This window comes from Aeromonas sp. 602658, from assembly GCF_049173005.1.
GTDB lineage: Bacteria > Pseudomonadota > Gammaproteobacteria > Enterobacterales > Aeromonadaceae > Aeromonas > Aeromonas veronii_A.
Map to the genome: position 1 here is coordinate 26,237 of NZ_JAAKRF010000018.1, position 13,853 is coordinate 40,089.

16 protein-coding genes are annotated in these 13,853 nt (G+C 63.2%); 7 read left to right on the forward strand and 9 right to left on the reverse strand.

What is annotated here, in order from left to right; genetic code table 11:
* Positions 1-12 precede the first annotated feature (12 nt).
* Positions 13-1,152, reverse strand: a complete 1,140-nt coding sequence (gene cydB / locus G5253_RS13460; protein WP_106843987.1) for a cytochrome d ubiquinol oxidase subunit II — start codon at positions 1,150-1,152, stop codon at positions 13-15.
* Positions 1,152-2,723 carry a cytochrome ubiquinol oxidase subunit I gene (locus G5253_RS13465; RefSeq protein WP_201990334.1) on the reverse strand — a complete coding sequence of 524 codons (1,572 nt, stop codon included), beginning with the start codon at positions 2,721-2,723 and terminating at the stop codon, positions 1,152-1,154. Before G5253_RS13465 ends, cydB begins: the two co-directional genes overlap by 1 nt.
* Before the next feature lie 122 nt (positions 2,724-2,845).
* Here G5253_RS13465 and G5253_RS13470 point away from each other — a divergent pair, with 122 nt between their 5' ends.
* Positions 2,846-4,261 carry a PLP-dependent aminotransferase family protein gene (locus G5253_RS13470; protein WP_266135077.1) on the forward strand — a complete coding sequence of 472 codons (1,416 nt, stop codon included), beginning with the start codon at positions 2,846-2,848 and terminating at the stop codon, positions 4,259-4,261.
* Positions 4,262-4,354: 93 nt separating this feature from the next.
* Here G5253_RS13470 and G5253_RS13475 read toward each other — a convergent pair whose 3' ends face one another.
* Positions 4,355-4,753, reverse strand: a complete 399-nt coding sequence (locus G5253_RS13475; protein WP_266135124.1) for a GNAT family N-acetyltransferase — start codon at positions 4,751-4,753, stop codon at positions 4,355-4,357.
* Positions 4,754-4,966: 213 nt separating this feature from the next.
* Positions 4,967-5,605: a tellurite resistance TerB family protein gene (locus G5253_RS13480; protein WP_266135078.1), complete on the reverse strand. Its 639-nt coding sequence runs from the start codon at positions 5,603-5,605 to the stop codon at positions 4,967-4,969.
* Between the two features lie 141 nt (positions 5,606-5,746).
* Here G5253_RS13480 and G5253_RS13485 point away from each other — a divergent pair, with 141 nt between their 5' ends.
* From G5253_RS13485 to rsmS, 3 genes are all read left to right on the forward strand, one after another.
* A complete protein-coding gene (locus G5253_RS13485; protein ID WP_227342393.1) occupies positions 5,747-6,049 on the forward strand; it encodes a hypothetical protein in 303 nt (100 codons plus the stop codon).
* Positions 6,050-6,069: 20 nt separating this feature from the next.
* Entirely contained in the window at positions 6,070-6,540 is a 471-nt protein-coding gene (locus G5253_RS13490) for an acyl-CoA thioesterase (protein ID WP_216953284.1), read from the forward strand.
* Positions 6,541-6,635: 95 nt separating this feature from the next.
* Positions 6,636-6,791 carry a pleiotropic regulatory protein RsmS gene (gene rsmS, locus G5253_RS13495; RefSeq protein ID WP_005359642.1) on the forward strand — a complete coding sequence of 52 codons (156 nt, stop codon included), beginning with the start codon at positions 6,636-6,638 and terminating at the stop codon, positions 6,789-6,791.
* Positions 6,792-6,835: 44 nt separating this feature from the next.
* Here the strand turns inward: rsmS and G5253_RS13500 are convergent, their stop codons facing one another.
* Entirely contained in the window at positions 6,836-7,678 is an 843-nt protein-coding gene (locus tag G5253_RS13500; protein WP_266135079.1) for a LysR family transcriptional regulator, read from the reverse strand.
* A 109-nt stretch (positions 7,679-7,787) separates the two neighbouring features.
* Here G5253_RS13500 and G5253_RS13505 point away from each other — a divergent pair, with 109 nt between their 5' ends.
* Positions 7,788-8,309: a nucleoside deaminase gene (locus G5253_RS13505; RefSeq protein ID WP_216978455.1), complete on the forward strand. Its 522-nt coding sequence runs from the start codon at positions 7,788-7,790 to the stop codon at positions 8,307-8,309.
* Positions 8,302-9,576 carry a cyanate transporter gene (locus G5253_RS13510; protein ID WP_266135080.1) on the forward strand — a complete coding sequence of 425 codons (1,275 nt, stop codon included), beginning with the start codon at positions 8,302-8,304 and terminating at the stop codon, positions 9,574-9,576. Before G5253_RS13505 ends, G5253_RS13510 begins: the two co-directional genes overlap by 8 nt.
* Before the next feature lie 68 nt (positions 9,577-9,644).
* Here the strand turns inward: G5253_RS13510 and rluF are convergent, their stop codons facing one another.
* The gene (rluF, locus tag G5253_RS13515) at positions 9,645-10,664 is read right to left on the reverse strand and encodes a 23S rRNA pseudouridine(2604) synthase RluF (RefSeq protein ID WP_266135081.1); all 1,020 of its coding nucleotides are present in this window, start codon (positions 10,662-10,664) and stop codon (positions 9,645-9,647) included.
* On the reverse strand, positions 10,654-10,776 hold the full coding sequence (locus tag G5253_RS13520) for a hypothetical protein (protein WP_266135082.1): 123 nt from the start codon (positions 10,774-10,776) through the stop codon (positions 10,654-10,656). The genes rluF and G5253_RS13520 overlap by 11 nt, the downstream gene beginning before the upstream one ends.
* 342 nt (positions 10,777-11,118) lie before the next feature.
* On the opposite strand from G5253_RS13520, the gene G5253_RS13525 reads away from it, so the two are divergent.
* On the forward strand, positions 11,119-12,699 hold the full coding sequence (locus G5253_RS13525) for an alpha/beta hydrolase (RefSeq protein WP_266135083.1): 1,581 nt from the start codon (positions 11,119-11,121) through the stop codon (positions 12,697-12,699).
* 122 nt (positions 12,700-12,821) lie between these two features.
* Here G5253_RS13525 and G5253_RS13530 read toward each other — a convergent pair whose 3' ends face one another.
* The gene (locus G5253_RS13530; RefSeq protein WP_076493698.1) at positions 12,822-13,190 is read right to left on the reverse strand and encodes a VOC family protein; all 369 of its coding nucleotides are present in this window, start codon (positions 13,188-13,190) and stop codon (positions 12,822-12,824) included.
* 163 nt (positions 13,191-13,353) lie between these two features.
* A complete protein-coding gene (locus tag G5253_RS13535; RefSeq protein ID WP_107682341.1) occupies positions 13,354-13,821 on the reverse strand; it encodes a hypothetical protein in 468 nt (155 codons plus the stop codon).
* Between the last annotated feature and the right edge of the window lie 32 nt (positions 13,822-13,853).

A 13,853-nucleotide genomic window follows, 5' to 3' on the forward strand; every position in this document is an offset into this window, starting at 1 on the left:
GATCCCTTGAGGTCAGTAGAGTTGATGGCTGTCGCGCTTGATGCGGGCACGGTCGAGCTTGCCGCGCACCACCCGATAGACCCAGCCGGTGTAGCCCAGGTTGACCGGCATCAGCACCAGCACGAGGCCGAACATGATGGCCAGGGTCTTGTAGCTGGAGGTGCTGTCCCACAGGGTCAGGCTGCTGACCGCATCGAGGGATGAGGGCAGCACGAAGGGGAACAGGGCGATGGCCACCGAGCAGAGCATGGCGGCGCAGGCAATGGCGCTGGCCAGCAGCGCAATTCGGCCCCGCTCCAGCCAGGAGGCAATCCCGCTCACCAGCGGCGCCAGCGTCCCGATGATCGGCACCAGCCACAGCAGCGGATAGTCAAAGTAGTTGCGCAGCCAGCCTCCGGCGTGGGGGATCACCCCCTTCATCAGCGGGCTGATGGCGGCATTCGGGTCAAAGGGTTGTGTGCCGACACCGGTCAGCTGAAACCCTTGCAGATCCACCAGATGCCAGCCGGCCAGCAGATAGCAGAGGCTCACCAGCGGGGCCAGCAGGATGGCGATCCCCCGTGCGCGTAGCGCAGGGGTGCCGGTCACCTTGGCTTGTAGAAAACCGGCGCCGTGCAGCAGCAACAGGCTGATGGCAGTGGCCAGCACCGAGAGCAGCCAGCCCCAGTGGAAGTCGAACGCGCCATAGTGCAGACGCAGCGCCGTGTCAAAGCGAAACGGCAGCCCCTCCATCACCAGACCGATAGCCGCACCGAGGATGAGCGCCGGTATCAGGCCGCCGGCCACCAGCGCCCGATCCCACCAGCGGCGCCACACCGGATCGGCCAGCTTGCTGCGATAGTCAAAGCCGACCGGACGCAGAAAGAGCCCAAGCAGCAGCACCACCATGGGGATGTAGAGCCCCGAGAAGGCGGCGGCATAAACCAGCGGCCAGGCGGCGAACAGGGCACCGGCACCGGCAATCAGCCACACCTGATTACCCTCCCACACCGGCCCCACGCTGTTGATCACCAGACGGCGGTCGTCGTCATCTTTCGACACCACCGGCAGCAGCATGGCGATGCCGAGATCGAAGCCATCCATCACGATAAAACCGACCATCATGAAGAGCACCAGCGCCCACCAGATGAGTTTCAGGGTTGCGTAATCCATCAGGCGATCCTCGCAAGTTCGGGTTGTTCACCGCTGTAGCGGCCGGTATGGAGAATGGCGGGCCCCTTGCGGATCACATGGCGCAACAGGAACAGCTCCACCACTAGCAACAGGGTGTAGATGGAACAGATGGCGATGAGGCTGAACCAGAGTTGGCCCGGCTGAAGCAAAGAGACCGAGGCCGAGACCGGCAGCACATCGCTGATGGTCCAGGGTTGACGGCCGAGTTCGGCCACCAGCCAGCCCGCCTCGATGGCAATCCAGGGCAACGGAATGCTCCAGAGCAGGGTCTTGAGCAGCCGTGGCGAGTCTTGCAGCCGGTTGCGGCAGAGCTGGACAAAGCTCACTACCATCAGCCCCAGCATGGTGACACCAAGCCCCACCATCACCCGAAAGCCCCAGAAGAGCGGTGCCACTGGCGGGATGGAGTCATCGACCGCTTTGGCAATCTCCGCCTCACCGGCCTTGGCAATATTGCTGGCATAGGGGGTCAGCAGCATGCCGTAGCCGAGATCCTTGCCGTGCTGCTCGAAGCGGGCGCGGTTGGCCGGTGTATCAGCGCCCTGCCGAATCTGGTCGAGGGCCTCGGCCGCCACCATGCCGCTGCGAATGCGCGCCTCGTTCTGCACCTTGATATCCTTGAGGCCGGTCACCGCCTCGTCGATGGAGCGGGTGGCGATGATCCCCATCAGATACGGGATCTTGATGGCTGCGTGGGTGGTCTCGGCAGTCTGATCCGGGAAGCCGAACAGGGTAAAGGAAGCTGGCGCTGGCTCGGTCTCCCACTCCGCCTCGATGGCGGCGAGCTTGACCTTCTGCACCTCGCCGGTGCGATAGCCCGACTCATCCCCGAGCACAATGACCGAGAGGATGGCCGCCAGCCCGAAGCCGGAGGCGATGGCGAAGGAGCGCAGGGCAAACTGCACCTCGGTCTTGCGCAGCAGATACCAGCTGCTCACCCCCATCACGAACATGGAGGCGGCCACATAGCCCGCCGCAACGGTGTGAACGAACTTCACCTGCGCCACCGGGTTAAACAGCACGGCGGCGATATCCACCAGCTCCATGCGCTGGGTCAACAGGTTGAACTCGGCCCCCACCGGGTTTTGCATCCAGCCGTTGCCGATCAGGATCCAGAGCGCCGAGAGATTGGAGCCGAGCGCCACCAGCATGGTCACCAGCAGGTGCTTGCCGCGGGAGAGCTTGTCCCAACCGAAGAAGAAGAGCCCCACCAGGGTCGATTCGAGAAAGAAGGCCATCAGCCCCTCGATGGCCAGCGGGGTACCGAAGATGTCCCCCACATAGTGGGAGTAGTAAGCCCAGTTGGTGCCGAACTGAAACTCCATGGTGATCCCCGTGGTGACCCCCATGACGAAGTTGATGCCAAACAGTTTGCCCCAGAAGCGGGTGATGTCCTGATAGATCACCTTGCCGGTCATCACATAAGCCGACTCGGCGATCACCAGGATCCAGGACAGCCCCAGCGTGAGGGGCACAAACAGGAAGTGGAACAGGGCCGTGGCGCCAAATTGCAGGCGAGACAGGCTGACCACGTCATCCGGATTGATCATGCGTCACTCTCTTTTGTTGTATTTGCCTTGCACGTTTCGTGCGTGACAAGTACATCACGGAGCATGACACCTATAACAGATGCAGTTATATTGAATTACACCTATAACAGTTGATCCAGATCATGTCCCTTTACCAGCAGTTGGCCGACCGCCTGCAAAGCCAGATCGACGATGGTATCTGGCAACCGGGGGAGCGCATCCCCTCCATTCGCCAGAGCTGCAAGACCCACGGGCTCAGCCCCATGACGGTGTTGCAGGCCTATCAACTGCTCGAAAGTCAGGGGCGGATCCTCGCCCGCCCCCAGTCTGGTTACTACGTCAAAGCCGCCTCACCACAGGTCGTGCAGCACACGCCGAGCCAGACCCACTACAGCGGCTCGGTGGATATCAACGATCTGGTGTTCGAGGTGTTGCAGGCGAGCAAATCGCGGGATCTGGTGCCCCTTGGCATGTCGGTAGCAGACCCGACTCTGTTCCCCCATCCCCAGCTCGGGCGTGCCCTGGCCAGCTGCATGCGCAAGCTCGATCCCTTCAGCACGGTGGCCGACCTGCCCCCCGGCAACGAGGCGCTGCGCCGCGCCATCGCCCAGCGCTACGCCAGCGACGGGGTGGCGGTCAATCCGCAGGAGATCATCATCACCACCGGCGCCATGGAGGCGCTCTCCCTCAGCCTGCAGGTGCTGACCGAGCCCGGTGACTGGGTGGTGGTGGAGTCCCCCACCTTCTATGGTGCCCTGCAGGCCATCGAGCGGTTGAAGCTCAAGGCGGTGGAGATCCCGGTGATCCCGGGGGTGGGCATCGATCTCGACCTGCTGGCCGACGCCCTCACCCGCATTCCGGTCAAGGCGTGCTGGCTGATGGGCAATGTGCAACACCCGCTGGGCCACACCATGCCGGATGCGCACAAAGAGGGGCTGATGGCACTGCTCAACGCCCACAAGGTGCCGCTGGTGGAGGATGACGTTTATGCGGAGGTCTACTTCGGCCGCGAGCGCCCCAAGCCCATCAAGCACTGGGATCAGCACGGTGACAGCCTGCTCTGCAGCTCCTTTTCCAAGTGTCTGGCGCCGGGCTTTCGGGTCGGCTGGGTGGTGGCGGGGCCCCATGCCGAGCGGATCCAGCGGCTGCAACTGATGTCCACCCTCTCCACCAATGTGCCGAGCCAGCTGGCGCTGGCCGAGATGCTGCGCCAGGGCGGGGTGGATGCCCACTTTCGCCGCCTGCGCCACACTCTGGCCCAGCGCCAGCAGCAGATGCGGGCCGCGCTGCAGCGACTGTTGCCAAGCGAGGTGCGGATCTCCGCCCCCGATGGCGGTTACTTTCTCTGGCTGGAGTTTGCGCCCCGCCTCGACAGCCGTGCCCTCCACGCCATGGCGCTCGACTGCGGCTTCTCCATCGCCCCCGGCGCCCTCTTCTCCAGTCAGGGGCAACACAACCACTGCCTGCGCCTCAACAGCTCCCATCCCTGGAACGAGCAGCTGGAGCAGGCCCTCACCCGGCTGGCTGCGCTGATTGCCGCGCAGCTCGATGAAAAGTAACGAGGCAAAGAGCCGCTGACGAAACGAACAAAGGCCCGTAACGGGCCTGTGTAGTTGGGGAGTGACGCGCCTTGGCTCGCCATCAAAAACGGATCATCTGGCCATGATCTGCGACTGCACCTTGAAGCCCAGCGCCTCGTAGAGGGCTTGGGCGCGCTCGTTGAAGGCCATCACCTCCAGCCGGATTTGCTGAGCATCACGGGCCTTGGCCCACTCATCGCAATGGGCGATCAGCGCCTTGCCAATCCCGCGGGAGCGGTGCTGCTCATCCACCACAACCGAGCCAATGCGGCAGATCGGCGCACGGGTGAGAAAAGGCACGCTCTCATTGATGTCTATCCGCGCCGTCAAAAAGCCCACCACCCTGCCATCCTGCTCGGCAACGCAGAACAGACGCCCTTCGGCGGCAATGGCATCGAGCAAAAATGCCCGCTCCTCTGGCGAAGGGGGGCTGAACACTTCGGGATAGTGCTGATGGTGGATCTCTCCTATCTACCGGTTCAGCTCGACAATGGCATCGATATCCAGTTCGCTTGCCTTGCGTATCTCCAACGGTTGCTCCTTGCAAAAAAGTGATCTCTTTGCGCCATCTTAGGGGCTGTGCCCCGCAATCCAAATAGGCTCATCCGTATCTTTTGGCGGGCAGCAGAAACAACAACGCCCCTTGAGCGGGGCGTTATCGGCAATCCATGGCGATGAGGGCTATCAGGCGGGGGCGTTAAGCTGAGCCACCTGACGCTCGATGCTGCCCTTGAGGTTGTCATCGAGCTTGAGGGCCCGAGCCAGCTCATCGAGATAACCGCGCTCCATAAAGTGATCCACTTCGATGGCGAGCAGGGAGGCGAGATAGACCTCGGTGGCCAGCTCCATGTCGGTCACTTCCCGCGCCAGCGCGTGGGGATCGAGGGGGCGGGCCAGCTCGGCGTCAATCCAGCGGGCGACATCGCTCTGGCCCTGTTCGATCAGATACTCCTGAATTTTCTGGCGCTCGGCACCGTCGATATGGCCATCGGCCCGGGCCGCAGCCACCATGGCGCGCACCAAGAGGGCCGCACGGGCATCCAGCGCATTGCCTTCCAGCCCACTGATGGGATGGGTGGGCTGGGCCGGTGCCGCCTGCTGGGCCTGCCAATCCTGATAGAGCTTGTAGGCCAGCCCGCCAAGGGCCGCAGCGCCCCCCACGGCAGCGGCCTTGCCGCCATATTTGCGCACTTTTTTATTGCCCAGCAACAGACCGAGCGCACCACCGGCCAGCGCCCCCTGCATCTGCCCCTTGCGCTTGTCTCCGCCTTCGTTGAGCCAGCCTTTGCCAGCCCCCAACAACTGTTCCAGCATCTGTTTCATCGTGGCACCTCGCTATTGTTCGGCCCATGCTGGCGCCAGACTGATGAACCAAGAGTGAATGGGCCCCATTATTGCGCCGTCCCCTGTGCATCCTGCCGCAATTCGCGGTATACCTGAAACAGGTCAACAAGGAGCATCAGGATGCGCATCATCACCCCTTTCGTGGTTCTGCTGTTGTGCGGCACTGCCAGTGCCGCCAGCGAGCTGGATCGCTCAGCCCAGCAGGCCAAGCTGGATGCCGCCTGCCAGCAAGCTCAGCAGCAACTGGTCGAGCAGGGCAAGCAACAGCGGATCGACGCCTGCATCAAGGAGGGCGGCAAGGCCGACAAGTGTCAGCAGGAGTTCACCAGCTTCGGCCAGCGCGAGGGCAACAAGCGGCCCGACCTCAACAACCTGCCCCCCTGCCAACAGGCTGACGCCTACCGCAAGAGCTACCGTCAATGACCCCGAACCAAGGAGAGAGCATGATCCCCCCCCGTGAACTGACCCTGCAATTTCTGGCCGAACCCTCCGACGTCAATTTCGGCGGCAAGGTGCATGGCGGCATGGTGATGAAGTGGATCGATCAGGCGGGCTATGCCTGCGCCGCCGGCTGGTGCGGCGGCTATGCGGTGACCGTCTATGTGGGGGGGATCCGCTTTTTGCGCCCCATCCAGATTGGCCAGCTGGTGGAGGTTCACGCCCAGGTGATCCATACCGGCACCACCAGCATGCATCTGGCGGTGGATGTCTACAGCCGCCACCCCACCGAGACCGAGCGCCACAAGACCACCCACTGCATCATCATCTTTGTGGCGATGGATGAGCAGGGCAAACCGACCCCGGTACCTCAGTGGCAACCGGTGAGCGAGAGCGATCTGCAGTTGCAGCAGTACGCCAAAAAGCTGATTGCCCTGCGCGAGGAGATCGACAAGGAGATGCGCCAGCACCTCTGACCTTGGTGATTCCCCTGCCCGATAGAGAGGGCGCTTTCGGCCAACGGCGGCGCCCCTGTATAATCCCCCCTCTTCCCGCAACCGGAACCCTGCCCATGTCACTGGAAACTGCCCCGCCCGAGGTGAAACTCGCGGTGGATCTGATTGAACTGCTGGAAACCAACCAGTTGGCCCCCGAACTGGTGCTGGCGGCGCTGGCCATCGTCAAAAATGACTACGAGCGCAAGCTGGCGGAGGGGAAGGATCACTGATCCCCCGTTTATCTTTCCGACTTCAGTTTTCCCCATACCACAAGTTACTGCGGCCCCATCACCTCGTCACAGAGGGCGATCAGGGCCGTGCTCAAGCGGGTGAGCGGTTCGCTCCCGCTTACCCCGGCATGGAGGGCCAGCTCCACCGGCGCCACCTTGGGCCACTGGGTCAGGGCCAGCTGATCGGCGGGCATCAACCGTTTGGGTAGCAAGCTCACCCCGATCCCCGCGCTCACCGCCCCCTGCAAGCTGGCAAGGCTGGCGCTGACATAGGCGATACGCCAACGCCGACCGAGGCCATCGAGCGCCTCGGTCATCTGCCGCCGATAGAGCCCTTCGCTCGGGAACACCACCAGCGGCAGCGGATCCCGTTCCCGTGCGGGCCAGTCGCGACTGTCGACCCACACCAGCGGCTCGCGCCAACTGGCAAGGGGCGAACCCTGCCCGCGAGTCTGCTTGACCAGCGCCAGATCCAGCTCTCCCGCCTCGAAGCGCTGCCAGATCTCGTGGCTCAGGCCACTTTGCACCTCCAGCCGCACCTCGGGGTAGTCACGGGCAAAGGCGGCCAGCACAGGGGTAATGGCGCCTGCGGCGAAATCCTCCGGCACCCCGAGGCTGAGGGACAAGCTCCCCTCGCTCACCTGCTCCTCGGCCTGCGCCAGCAGCGCCAGAATGCGGCGGGCCAGCCCCAGCAATTTTTCCCCCTCCGCCGTCGCCACCACCTGCCGACCGGAGCGGTCCAGCAGCGGACAGCCAAGCTGCTGCTCAAGGCGGCGGATCTGCTGGCTGATGGTGGATTGGGTCAGATGAACCCGTTCACCGGCGCGGGTAAAACTGCCGGTGTCGATAATGGCGACAAAACTGCGCAGCAACAGGGGATCCAGCATGGGGCACTCCATTTACAAAACCACTGAAACTCATTCTATCATTTAATTTCAAAATGACTTTTTTCGCCGCTAGGCTGGCATTTGTTCTGTCAAATCAGGGTTTTTCATCATGTCACAGCCTCTTGTAGCGTCTACCCCTCTTCGCTCGCTCACCCCATCAACCTCACTCCAGACTCACCGACAATGGCTGGAGCAGGCGGTGCAACTGGCCAGAGCAAATCACCGGCAGGGCGGTCGCCCCTTCGCCGCCCTGCTGGTGCGCGATGACCAGCTGGTAGCGAGCGCGGTCAACGGCATTCATCTGGATGGCGATCCCACCCGTCACGCCGAGCTGGAGGCGCTGCGCAAGGCAAGCCAGAGCGCGCCGCTCGCGGGCAGCATCGTCTATGCCAGCGGTCACCCCTGCCCCATGTGCCTCGGCGCGCTGGTGATGAACGGTATAGCCGCCGTCTATTACGCCTTTGATAACGCCGATGCGGCCCCGTTCGGCTTTGACAGCACTGCCGCCTATCAAACGCTGGGACTGCCGCTGGCACCGCCACCTCTGCCGCTGGTCAAACTGGCCGTCACCATGACGGCGGCGGATCTCTACGGCCACCAGCCGCAACAAGCAGCGCCTGATCATGAGTAAAGGGACTTTCGAACGCCCGGCAGAAGCGCGCCGCCAGCAGTTTGCCCTGCTGGTGCTGGTGATCCTGACTGGCCTGAATCTGCGCCCCTTTCTTACCGCCATCGGCCCGCTGAGCGGCGAGATTGGCCGCGCCCTGTCGCTGGGGATGGACACCCTCGCCTGGCTTACCCTGCTGCCGCTCTGGCTCATCGGGATTGGCGTGCTGCTCACCCCCAGCCTGCGTAGACGCGCCAGTGCGTGCCAACTGCTGGGGCTGGCCCTGCTGCTGCTCGGCATTGGCAGCGCCATGCGCTTCGATGCCCAGAGCGGCGCCCTGCTGATCGCCAGCGCGGCGCTGTGTGGATTGGGGTCGGCACTGGTACAGGGGGTGCTGCCCGCCCTTATCAAGCAGGCCTTCGCCCACAAGGTACCGCTGGTGATGGGGATCTTCTCCGCCTGCATGATGGGGGGCGGGGCATTGGGGGCCAGCCTTACCCCAAGGCTGGCGGCCAGCCTCGACTGGTCGCAGGCGCTGGCGCTCTGGAGCCTGCCGGTGCTGCTGGCCCTCATCTGGCTAGGGTGGAAAGTGCGTCTACCGCGGGCCGCGGCTGTCGCCATTCCCGATGGCGAACAGCGGCTGATCACCCTGCCCCGCAGCTGGTTGCTGATCGTCTGCTTTGGCATCATCAACAGTGGCTACGGCATCGTGGTAGCCTGGCTGGCCCCCGCCTATATGGCGCAAGGGTGGAGCGCCACGCAGGCGGGCGAGCTGGTCGCCTGGCTGGCACTAGCGCAGACCGCCAGCGGCCTCGGCTTGCCGCTGCTGGCGGCACGCAAGATGGACCGGCGGCCGTGGATGGGCCTTGCCATCGCCATGCAGCTGGCGGGATTTGCCGGCCTCTGGCTGGCGCCAGCCAGTGCCCCGATTCTCTGGTGCATGCTGTGCGGCGCCGGTCTTGGCGGCAGCTTTTCGCTGATCATGGTGATTGCGCTCGATCACCTGCCAGACCCACGCCGTGCGGGCACCTTAAGCGCCCTGATGCAGGGCTTCGGCTTTATGCTGGCAGCCACTGGCCCCTGGGTGGCGGCGCGGCTCTATCACTATGTGGGCGACTTTGCGGCCGCCTGGCAGTGGCAACTGGGAGGATTGCTGCTGATGAGCCTGCTGGTGCTGCGCCTCGACCCGCGCCACTACCCTCGCGTTATGGGGTTAACGACCGCCAGCGAGCCAACCCTTTCAGCCCCCCTCCCGGCCAGCGCTGCGGCCCAAAGCAACACACCGGCCTGAGGCCGGTGTGTTGGGGATAACAGTGCTGGGGGTGAAAAGACGAGGCTGACGCCGCTCAGGGGGGCAACTTAGCGCCCCTTCTTCTGCCGTCCGCTGTTAGCGGTGCGCGGCTTGCCTGCGGCCGGTTTGCCGCCCTTGCCGGGAGCCCCTTTGCCAGCGCCGCCCTTGTTGGCAGCACCTTTGCCCGCGCCACCCTTGCCCACCGGCAGTTTCTTCTCGAAGGCTTCCGGGCCCGGCACATTGGGACGACCGCCAATCTCGTGATCGTCATCGCGGCGCGGCTTCTTGCCCTGCCCCGGCTTGGCGGTTTGCGCCGCAGGAGCCTTGGCCGCCTTGGGCTTGTCGCCTTTGGCCGGTTTCACCTCGGAGGAGGAGTCCTCAATCAGCTTGAACAGATCGATCAGCTCGTCGTCGGTGAGATCGCGCCACTCGCCCACCGGCAGCCCCTTGAGGCTGACGTTCATGATGCGAATGCGCTCCAGCTTGGTCACTTCAAAACCGAAGTGCTCGCACATGCGGCGGATCTGGCGATTCAGCCCCTGCACCAGGGTGATGCGAAAGACGAACGGTGCCTCTTTCTTCACCTTGCACTTCTTGGTCACAGTACCAAGGATCGGCACCCCGGCCGCCATGCCGCGCACAAACTCGTCGGTCACCGGCTTGTCGACGGTCACCAGATACTCTTTCTCGTGATCGTTGCCCGCCCGCAGGATCTTGTTGACCAGATCGCCGTGGTTGGTGAGGAAAATCAGCCCCTGCGAATCCTTGTCGAGCCGCCCGATGGGGAAGACCCGGGTGCTGTGGTTGACGAAATCGACGATGTTGTCCTTCTCGCCCGCCTCTGTGGTACTGACGATGCCCACCGGCTTGTTGAGGGCGATCAGCACCAGACTGTCCGCCTCGCGCGGCTCGATCACCTGACCGTTCACCTTGACCAGATCGCCAACCTGCACCTGATCGCCAATCCCGGCCCGCTTGCCGTTGATAAAGACGTGGCCCTGCTCGATAAAGCGGTCGGCCTCGCGGCGCGAGCAGATACCGCTCTCGCTGATGTATTTGTTCAGGCGCATGGATTCGTTAGCCAGCATGGGGCACCTGCCACAGGTTCTGGGCCACGCCCGGTTGTACCATCGCCTGTTCCGGCTGTGCCGGGGAGGCTGTCTGCTGCATCAGCCAATTCACTACGTCAAAGTTCTGCATACCATTCCATCTTCAAAAAAGGCCAATGCCAGCTTATCCATCAAAAAACGCCGCTACAGTAGCATAATTGCCCCCTTTCAGGGGCAGATAGTTGCAAGGTCGCAGCGCCCAAGCAGGCATCCGCGGACAAGTTCACGCCGCCAGATGGCCCGCGATACAACCTTCGAACTGCCAGCCTGATGCCAACGGCGGGATCAGGCGCCCACAGCCAGCACGGCCGAACGCCATCAACTATACATATCACCTTGTTTCCATTAGGCTTTAAGCTGGTTGGCCGCGCCCAATGTGCTGCGCCAAACTCGCCCGCCCAGAGGCGGCCCCCCTATCGCCAAGGATTGCACCATGCTGGCTCACACTCGCCGCCTTGTTCGCCGTGCTCTGCTGACCCTGTTGCTGCTGTTGCTGACCGCGTGGGCGGTGATCGCCTACTTCGCCTGGCAGGCAGCGCCGCTGCAGCTGTGGCACACAGTGGTGCCCCCCGAACTCAGCGCCGATGAGCTCGATCGCAGCGACTGGCAAGCCTATCTGGCCCGCGAAGCAGAGCTGTTCGAGCTGGTAGCCACCGAGGTAGTCGCCAAGACGCCGCCAGCACAGCAACTGGCCAGCAATCGCTACTATCAGGATGCCCCCATCAATCCCGCCCGCTTTCAGCAGAACTGGAACCGCTCCTACCTGCTGCGCCCCGAGGGTGAAGTCAAAGGGGTCGCGGTGCTGCTGCATGGCCTGACCGACTCCCCCTACAGCCTGCGCCATCTGGCCAGACGCTATCAGCAGCAGGGCTTTATCGCGCTGGGGCTGCGGATCCCCGGCCACGGCACCGTGCCCGCTGGCCTCGTGGATGTGGATTGGGAGACCTGGCTGGCCGCTACCCGACTGGCGGTGCGGGAAGCCAGATTGCTGGCACCGGGCAAGCGACCGCTGCATCTGGTGGGCTTTTCCAACGGCGGCGCGCTGGCGGTGAAATATGCGCTCGATGCGCTGGCCAACCCGAGCGGCGCACTGGCAAAACCGGATCGGCTGGTACTGATCTCTCCGATGATCGGGGTGACCCGCTTTGCCCGCTTCGCCGGGCTCAAGGCCGTGCCTGCCCTGCTGCCCGCCTTTGCCAACGCCGCCTGGCTCGATACTATGCCGGAGTTCAACCCGTTCAAGTACAACTCGTTTCCGGTCAACGGCGCGCGCCAGTCCTATCGCCTGACCCACGCCATCCAGCAGCAGGTGCGCCAACTGGCCGCCAGTGGCGAGCTGGCGGCGTTTCCCCCCGCCCTCACCTTCCAGTCGGTGATGGACTACACCGTCAGCACCCGCTCCATCATTGCCGATCTCTACCACTACCTGCCTGCCAACGGCAGCGAACTGGTGCTGTTTGATATCAACCGCAGCACCCTGTTTGGCCCGCTGATGAGCTCGGCCTCCGAGCTGGCGCTGCACCGCTTGCTGCCAAACGCCCCCGGGCACTATCGCCTCACCGTGGTGGGCAATGTCGAGCCAACCGCCCCCGCAACGCAGGCCAGAACGCTGGCCTGCGCCGACCAGCCTGAGCAGGTTCGCCTGCTGGGTATCGACTATCCCAGAGAGATCTACTCCCTCTCCCATGTGGCGCTCCCCTTCCCGATGGACGACCCCCTCTATGGCATGGCAGCGCGCCCGCAGCAGCGGGAGCAATACGGCATCAATCTCGGCGGTCTGGCCCTGCGTGGTGAGCGCGGCGTGCTGATCGTCAACCCCGGTGCCCTCACCCGCACCTCCTCCAACCCCTTCTACCCCTATCTGCAGCAGCGGGTAATGGAGACCCTCACCGCCCCTCCCGTCGCCCCGTCTGCCGCCGTAACCCCAACCAGCAGTGGTCAATATGATGCGGCCTATCAGGCCGAACTGGAGCAGTTTTTACAGGAGAGCGACGAGAGCAGCGTGCCTTTCTAGGGCGTCTCTGGAGTATCGGCAAAGAGCCACTGGCGCTGGGTCGATGGCGATACAAGAAAGGGGCCGTCAATTGACGGCCCCTTTCTATTGATGATGGCGATGGGACTGATGGCTTGGTGGGCTCAGGGATAGATGCTGACTTCTATCAGGTTCTGGTCAGGGTCGAGGAAGTAGACAGATTCTATCGGCCCGCAGGCACCGCTTTTGGTCACCGGCCCCTCGACAATCTCCACCCCGTGGCAGGCAAGCTGGGCCATCACCTGCTCCAGCGGCCAGCGGGTGATAAGGCAGACATCTCCCGACCCCACCTGCGCCCGATTGCGCGGCTCCTGCCCCAGCAGTTGCAGATTGATCTTCTGGTTGCCAAACCCTACCGCCCGGCGCCCCGCACCGAAGGTAATGGCCTCCATATTGAGCACCGAGCTGTAAAATTCCACGGCCCGTTCGATATCACTGACCGTCAATACCAGATGGTCGATATGGCTGATCATGGTTACCTCCTGGTGGTGATCTGGCTGATGTGACCGGCATATACCCGCAAACATCCGGCTGTTGCCGCCACGGCGGGCAACCCCATCATACCCGGCAAGGTGAAGCCCATGTGTGTCGTGACGCGCAAAGCGAGCGCAAATGATCTGGTCAGATAAATTCGCTTTACTGCACCGCTGCGCACGCTTTCTCCCGCTGGGCCAGCAGGGCTTCATCGTCACTGTCCATTGCCGCCAGAATCGCCTGATTGCAGGCGCGCTCCGCCAGCTTGGCAGGACTCTGCTTGGCATCCCCAATCTCTGCAATCATCGGCCGATAACTGATGGCCGCCGAGCAGTACATGGTGCGAAATTTGGGCAGTTGCCAACTGCTGTCATCCTGCCGGGTCAAGTCATCGCACAGCTTGTGAAACAGGGCGGACGCCTTGACCGTGCACTGGCTAAAACGCCGAACATCCTGCTGGTAGGGACGACAAACGCTCGGCTGCTGGATCTGCCACAGCTGAAAAGAGAACGGGACCGACTCCCCCTCATACTGCACCACCAGCGTCTTGGCCTCAGTGCCATAGATATCCGCAACCTGCTGCTGTACCAGATTGAGATAAGCCGAAAAAAGATAGGAAACCGGATCCATCACCACCTCCCTGTGGTTGTCACTGCCGGGCT

Excerpts from the sequence above, each read along its gene's own strand:
- G5253_RS13465 (WP_201990334.1), bottom strand. The coding sequence starts at position 2,723 with ATGATCAATCCGGATGACGTGGTCAGCCTGTCTCGCCTGCAATTTGGC.
- rsmS (WP_005359642.1), top strand. The coding sequence starts at position 6,636 with ATGTCACTGGAAACTGCCCCGCCCGAGGTGAAACTCGCGGTGGATCTG.
- G5253_RS13485 (WP_227342393.1), top strand. The coding sequence starts at position 5,747 with ATGCGCATCATCACCCCTTTCGTGGTTCTGCTGTTGTGCGGCACTGCC.
- G5253_RS13530 (WP_076493698.1), bottom strand. The coding sequence starts at position 13,190 with ATGATCAGCCATATCGACCATCTGGTATTGACGGTCAGTGATATCGAA.
- G5253_RS13510 (WP_266135080.1), top strand. The coding sequence starts at position 8,302 with ATGAGTAAAGGGACTTTCGAACGCCCGGCAGAAGCGCGCCGCCAGCAG.
- G5253_RS13480 (WP_266135078.1), bottom strand. The coding sequence starts at position 5,605 with ATGAAACAGATGCTGGAACAGTTGTTGGGGGCTGGCAAAGGCTGGCTC.
- G5253_RS13505 (WP_216978455.1), top strand. The coding sequence starts at position 7,788 with ATGTCACAGCCTCTTGTAGCGTCTACCCCTCTTCGCTCGCTCACCCCA.
- G5253_RS13470 (WP_266135077.1), top strand. The coding sequence starts at position 2,846 with ATGTCCCTTTACCAGCAGTTGGCCGACCGCCTGCAAAGCCAGATCGAC.
- G5253_RS13520 (WP_266135082.1), bottom strand. The coding sequence starts at position 10,776 with ATGCAGAACTTTGACGTAGTGAATTGGCTGATGCAGCAGACAGCCTCC.
- G5253_RS13535 (WP_107682341.1), bottom strand. The coding sequence starts at position 13,821 with ATGGATCCGGTTTCCTATCTTTTTTCGGCTTATCTCAATCTGGTACAG.
- G5253_RS13500 (WP_266135079.1), bottom strand. The coding sequence starts at position 7,678 with ATGCTGGATCCCCTGTTGCTGCGCAGTTTTGTCGCCATTATCGACACC.
- rluF (WP_266135081.1), bottom strand. The coding sequence starts at position 10,664 with ATGCTGGCTAACGAATCCATGCGCCTGAACAAATACATCAGCGAGAGC.
- G5253_RS13490 (WP_216953284.1), top strand. The coding sequence starts at position 6,070 with ATGATCCCCCCCCGTGAACTGACCCTGCAATTTCTGGCCGAACCCTCC.
- G5253_RS13525 (WP_266135083.1), top strand. The coding sequence starts at position 11,119 with ATGCTGGCTCACACTCGCCGCCTTGTTCGCCGTGCTCTGCTGACCCTG.
- cydB (WP_106843987.1), bottom strand. The coding sequence starts at position 1,152 with ATGGATTACGCAACCCTGAAACTCATCTGGTGGGCGCTGGTGCTCTTC.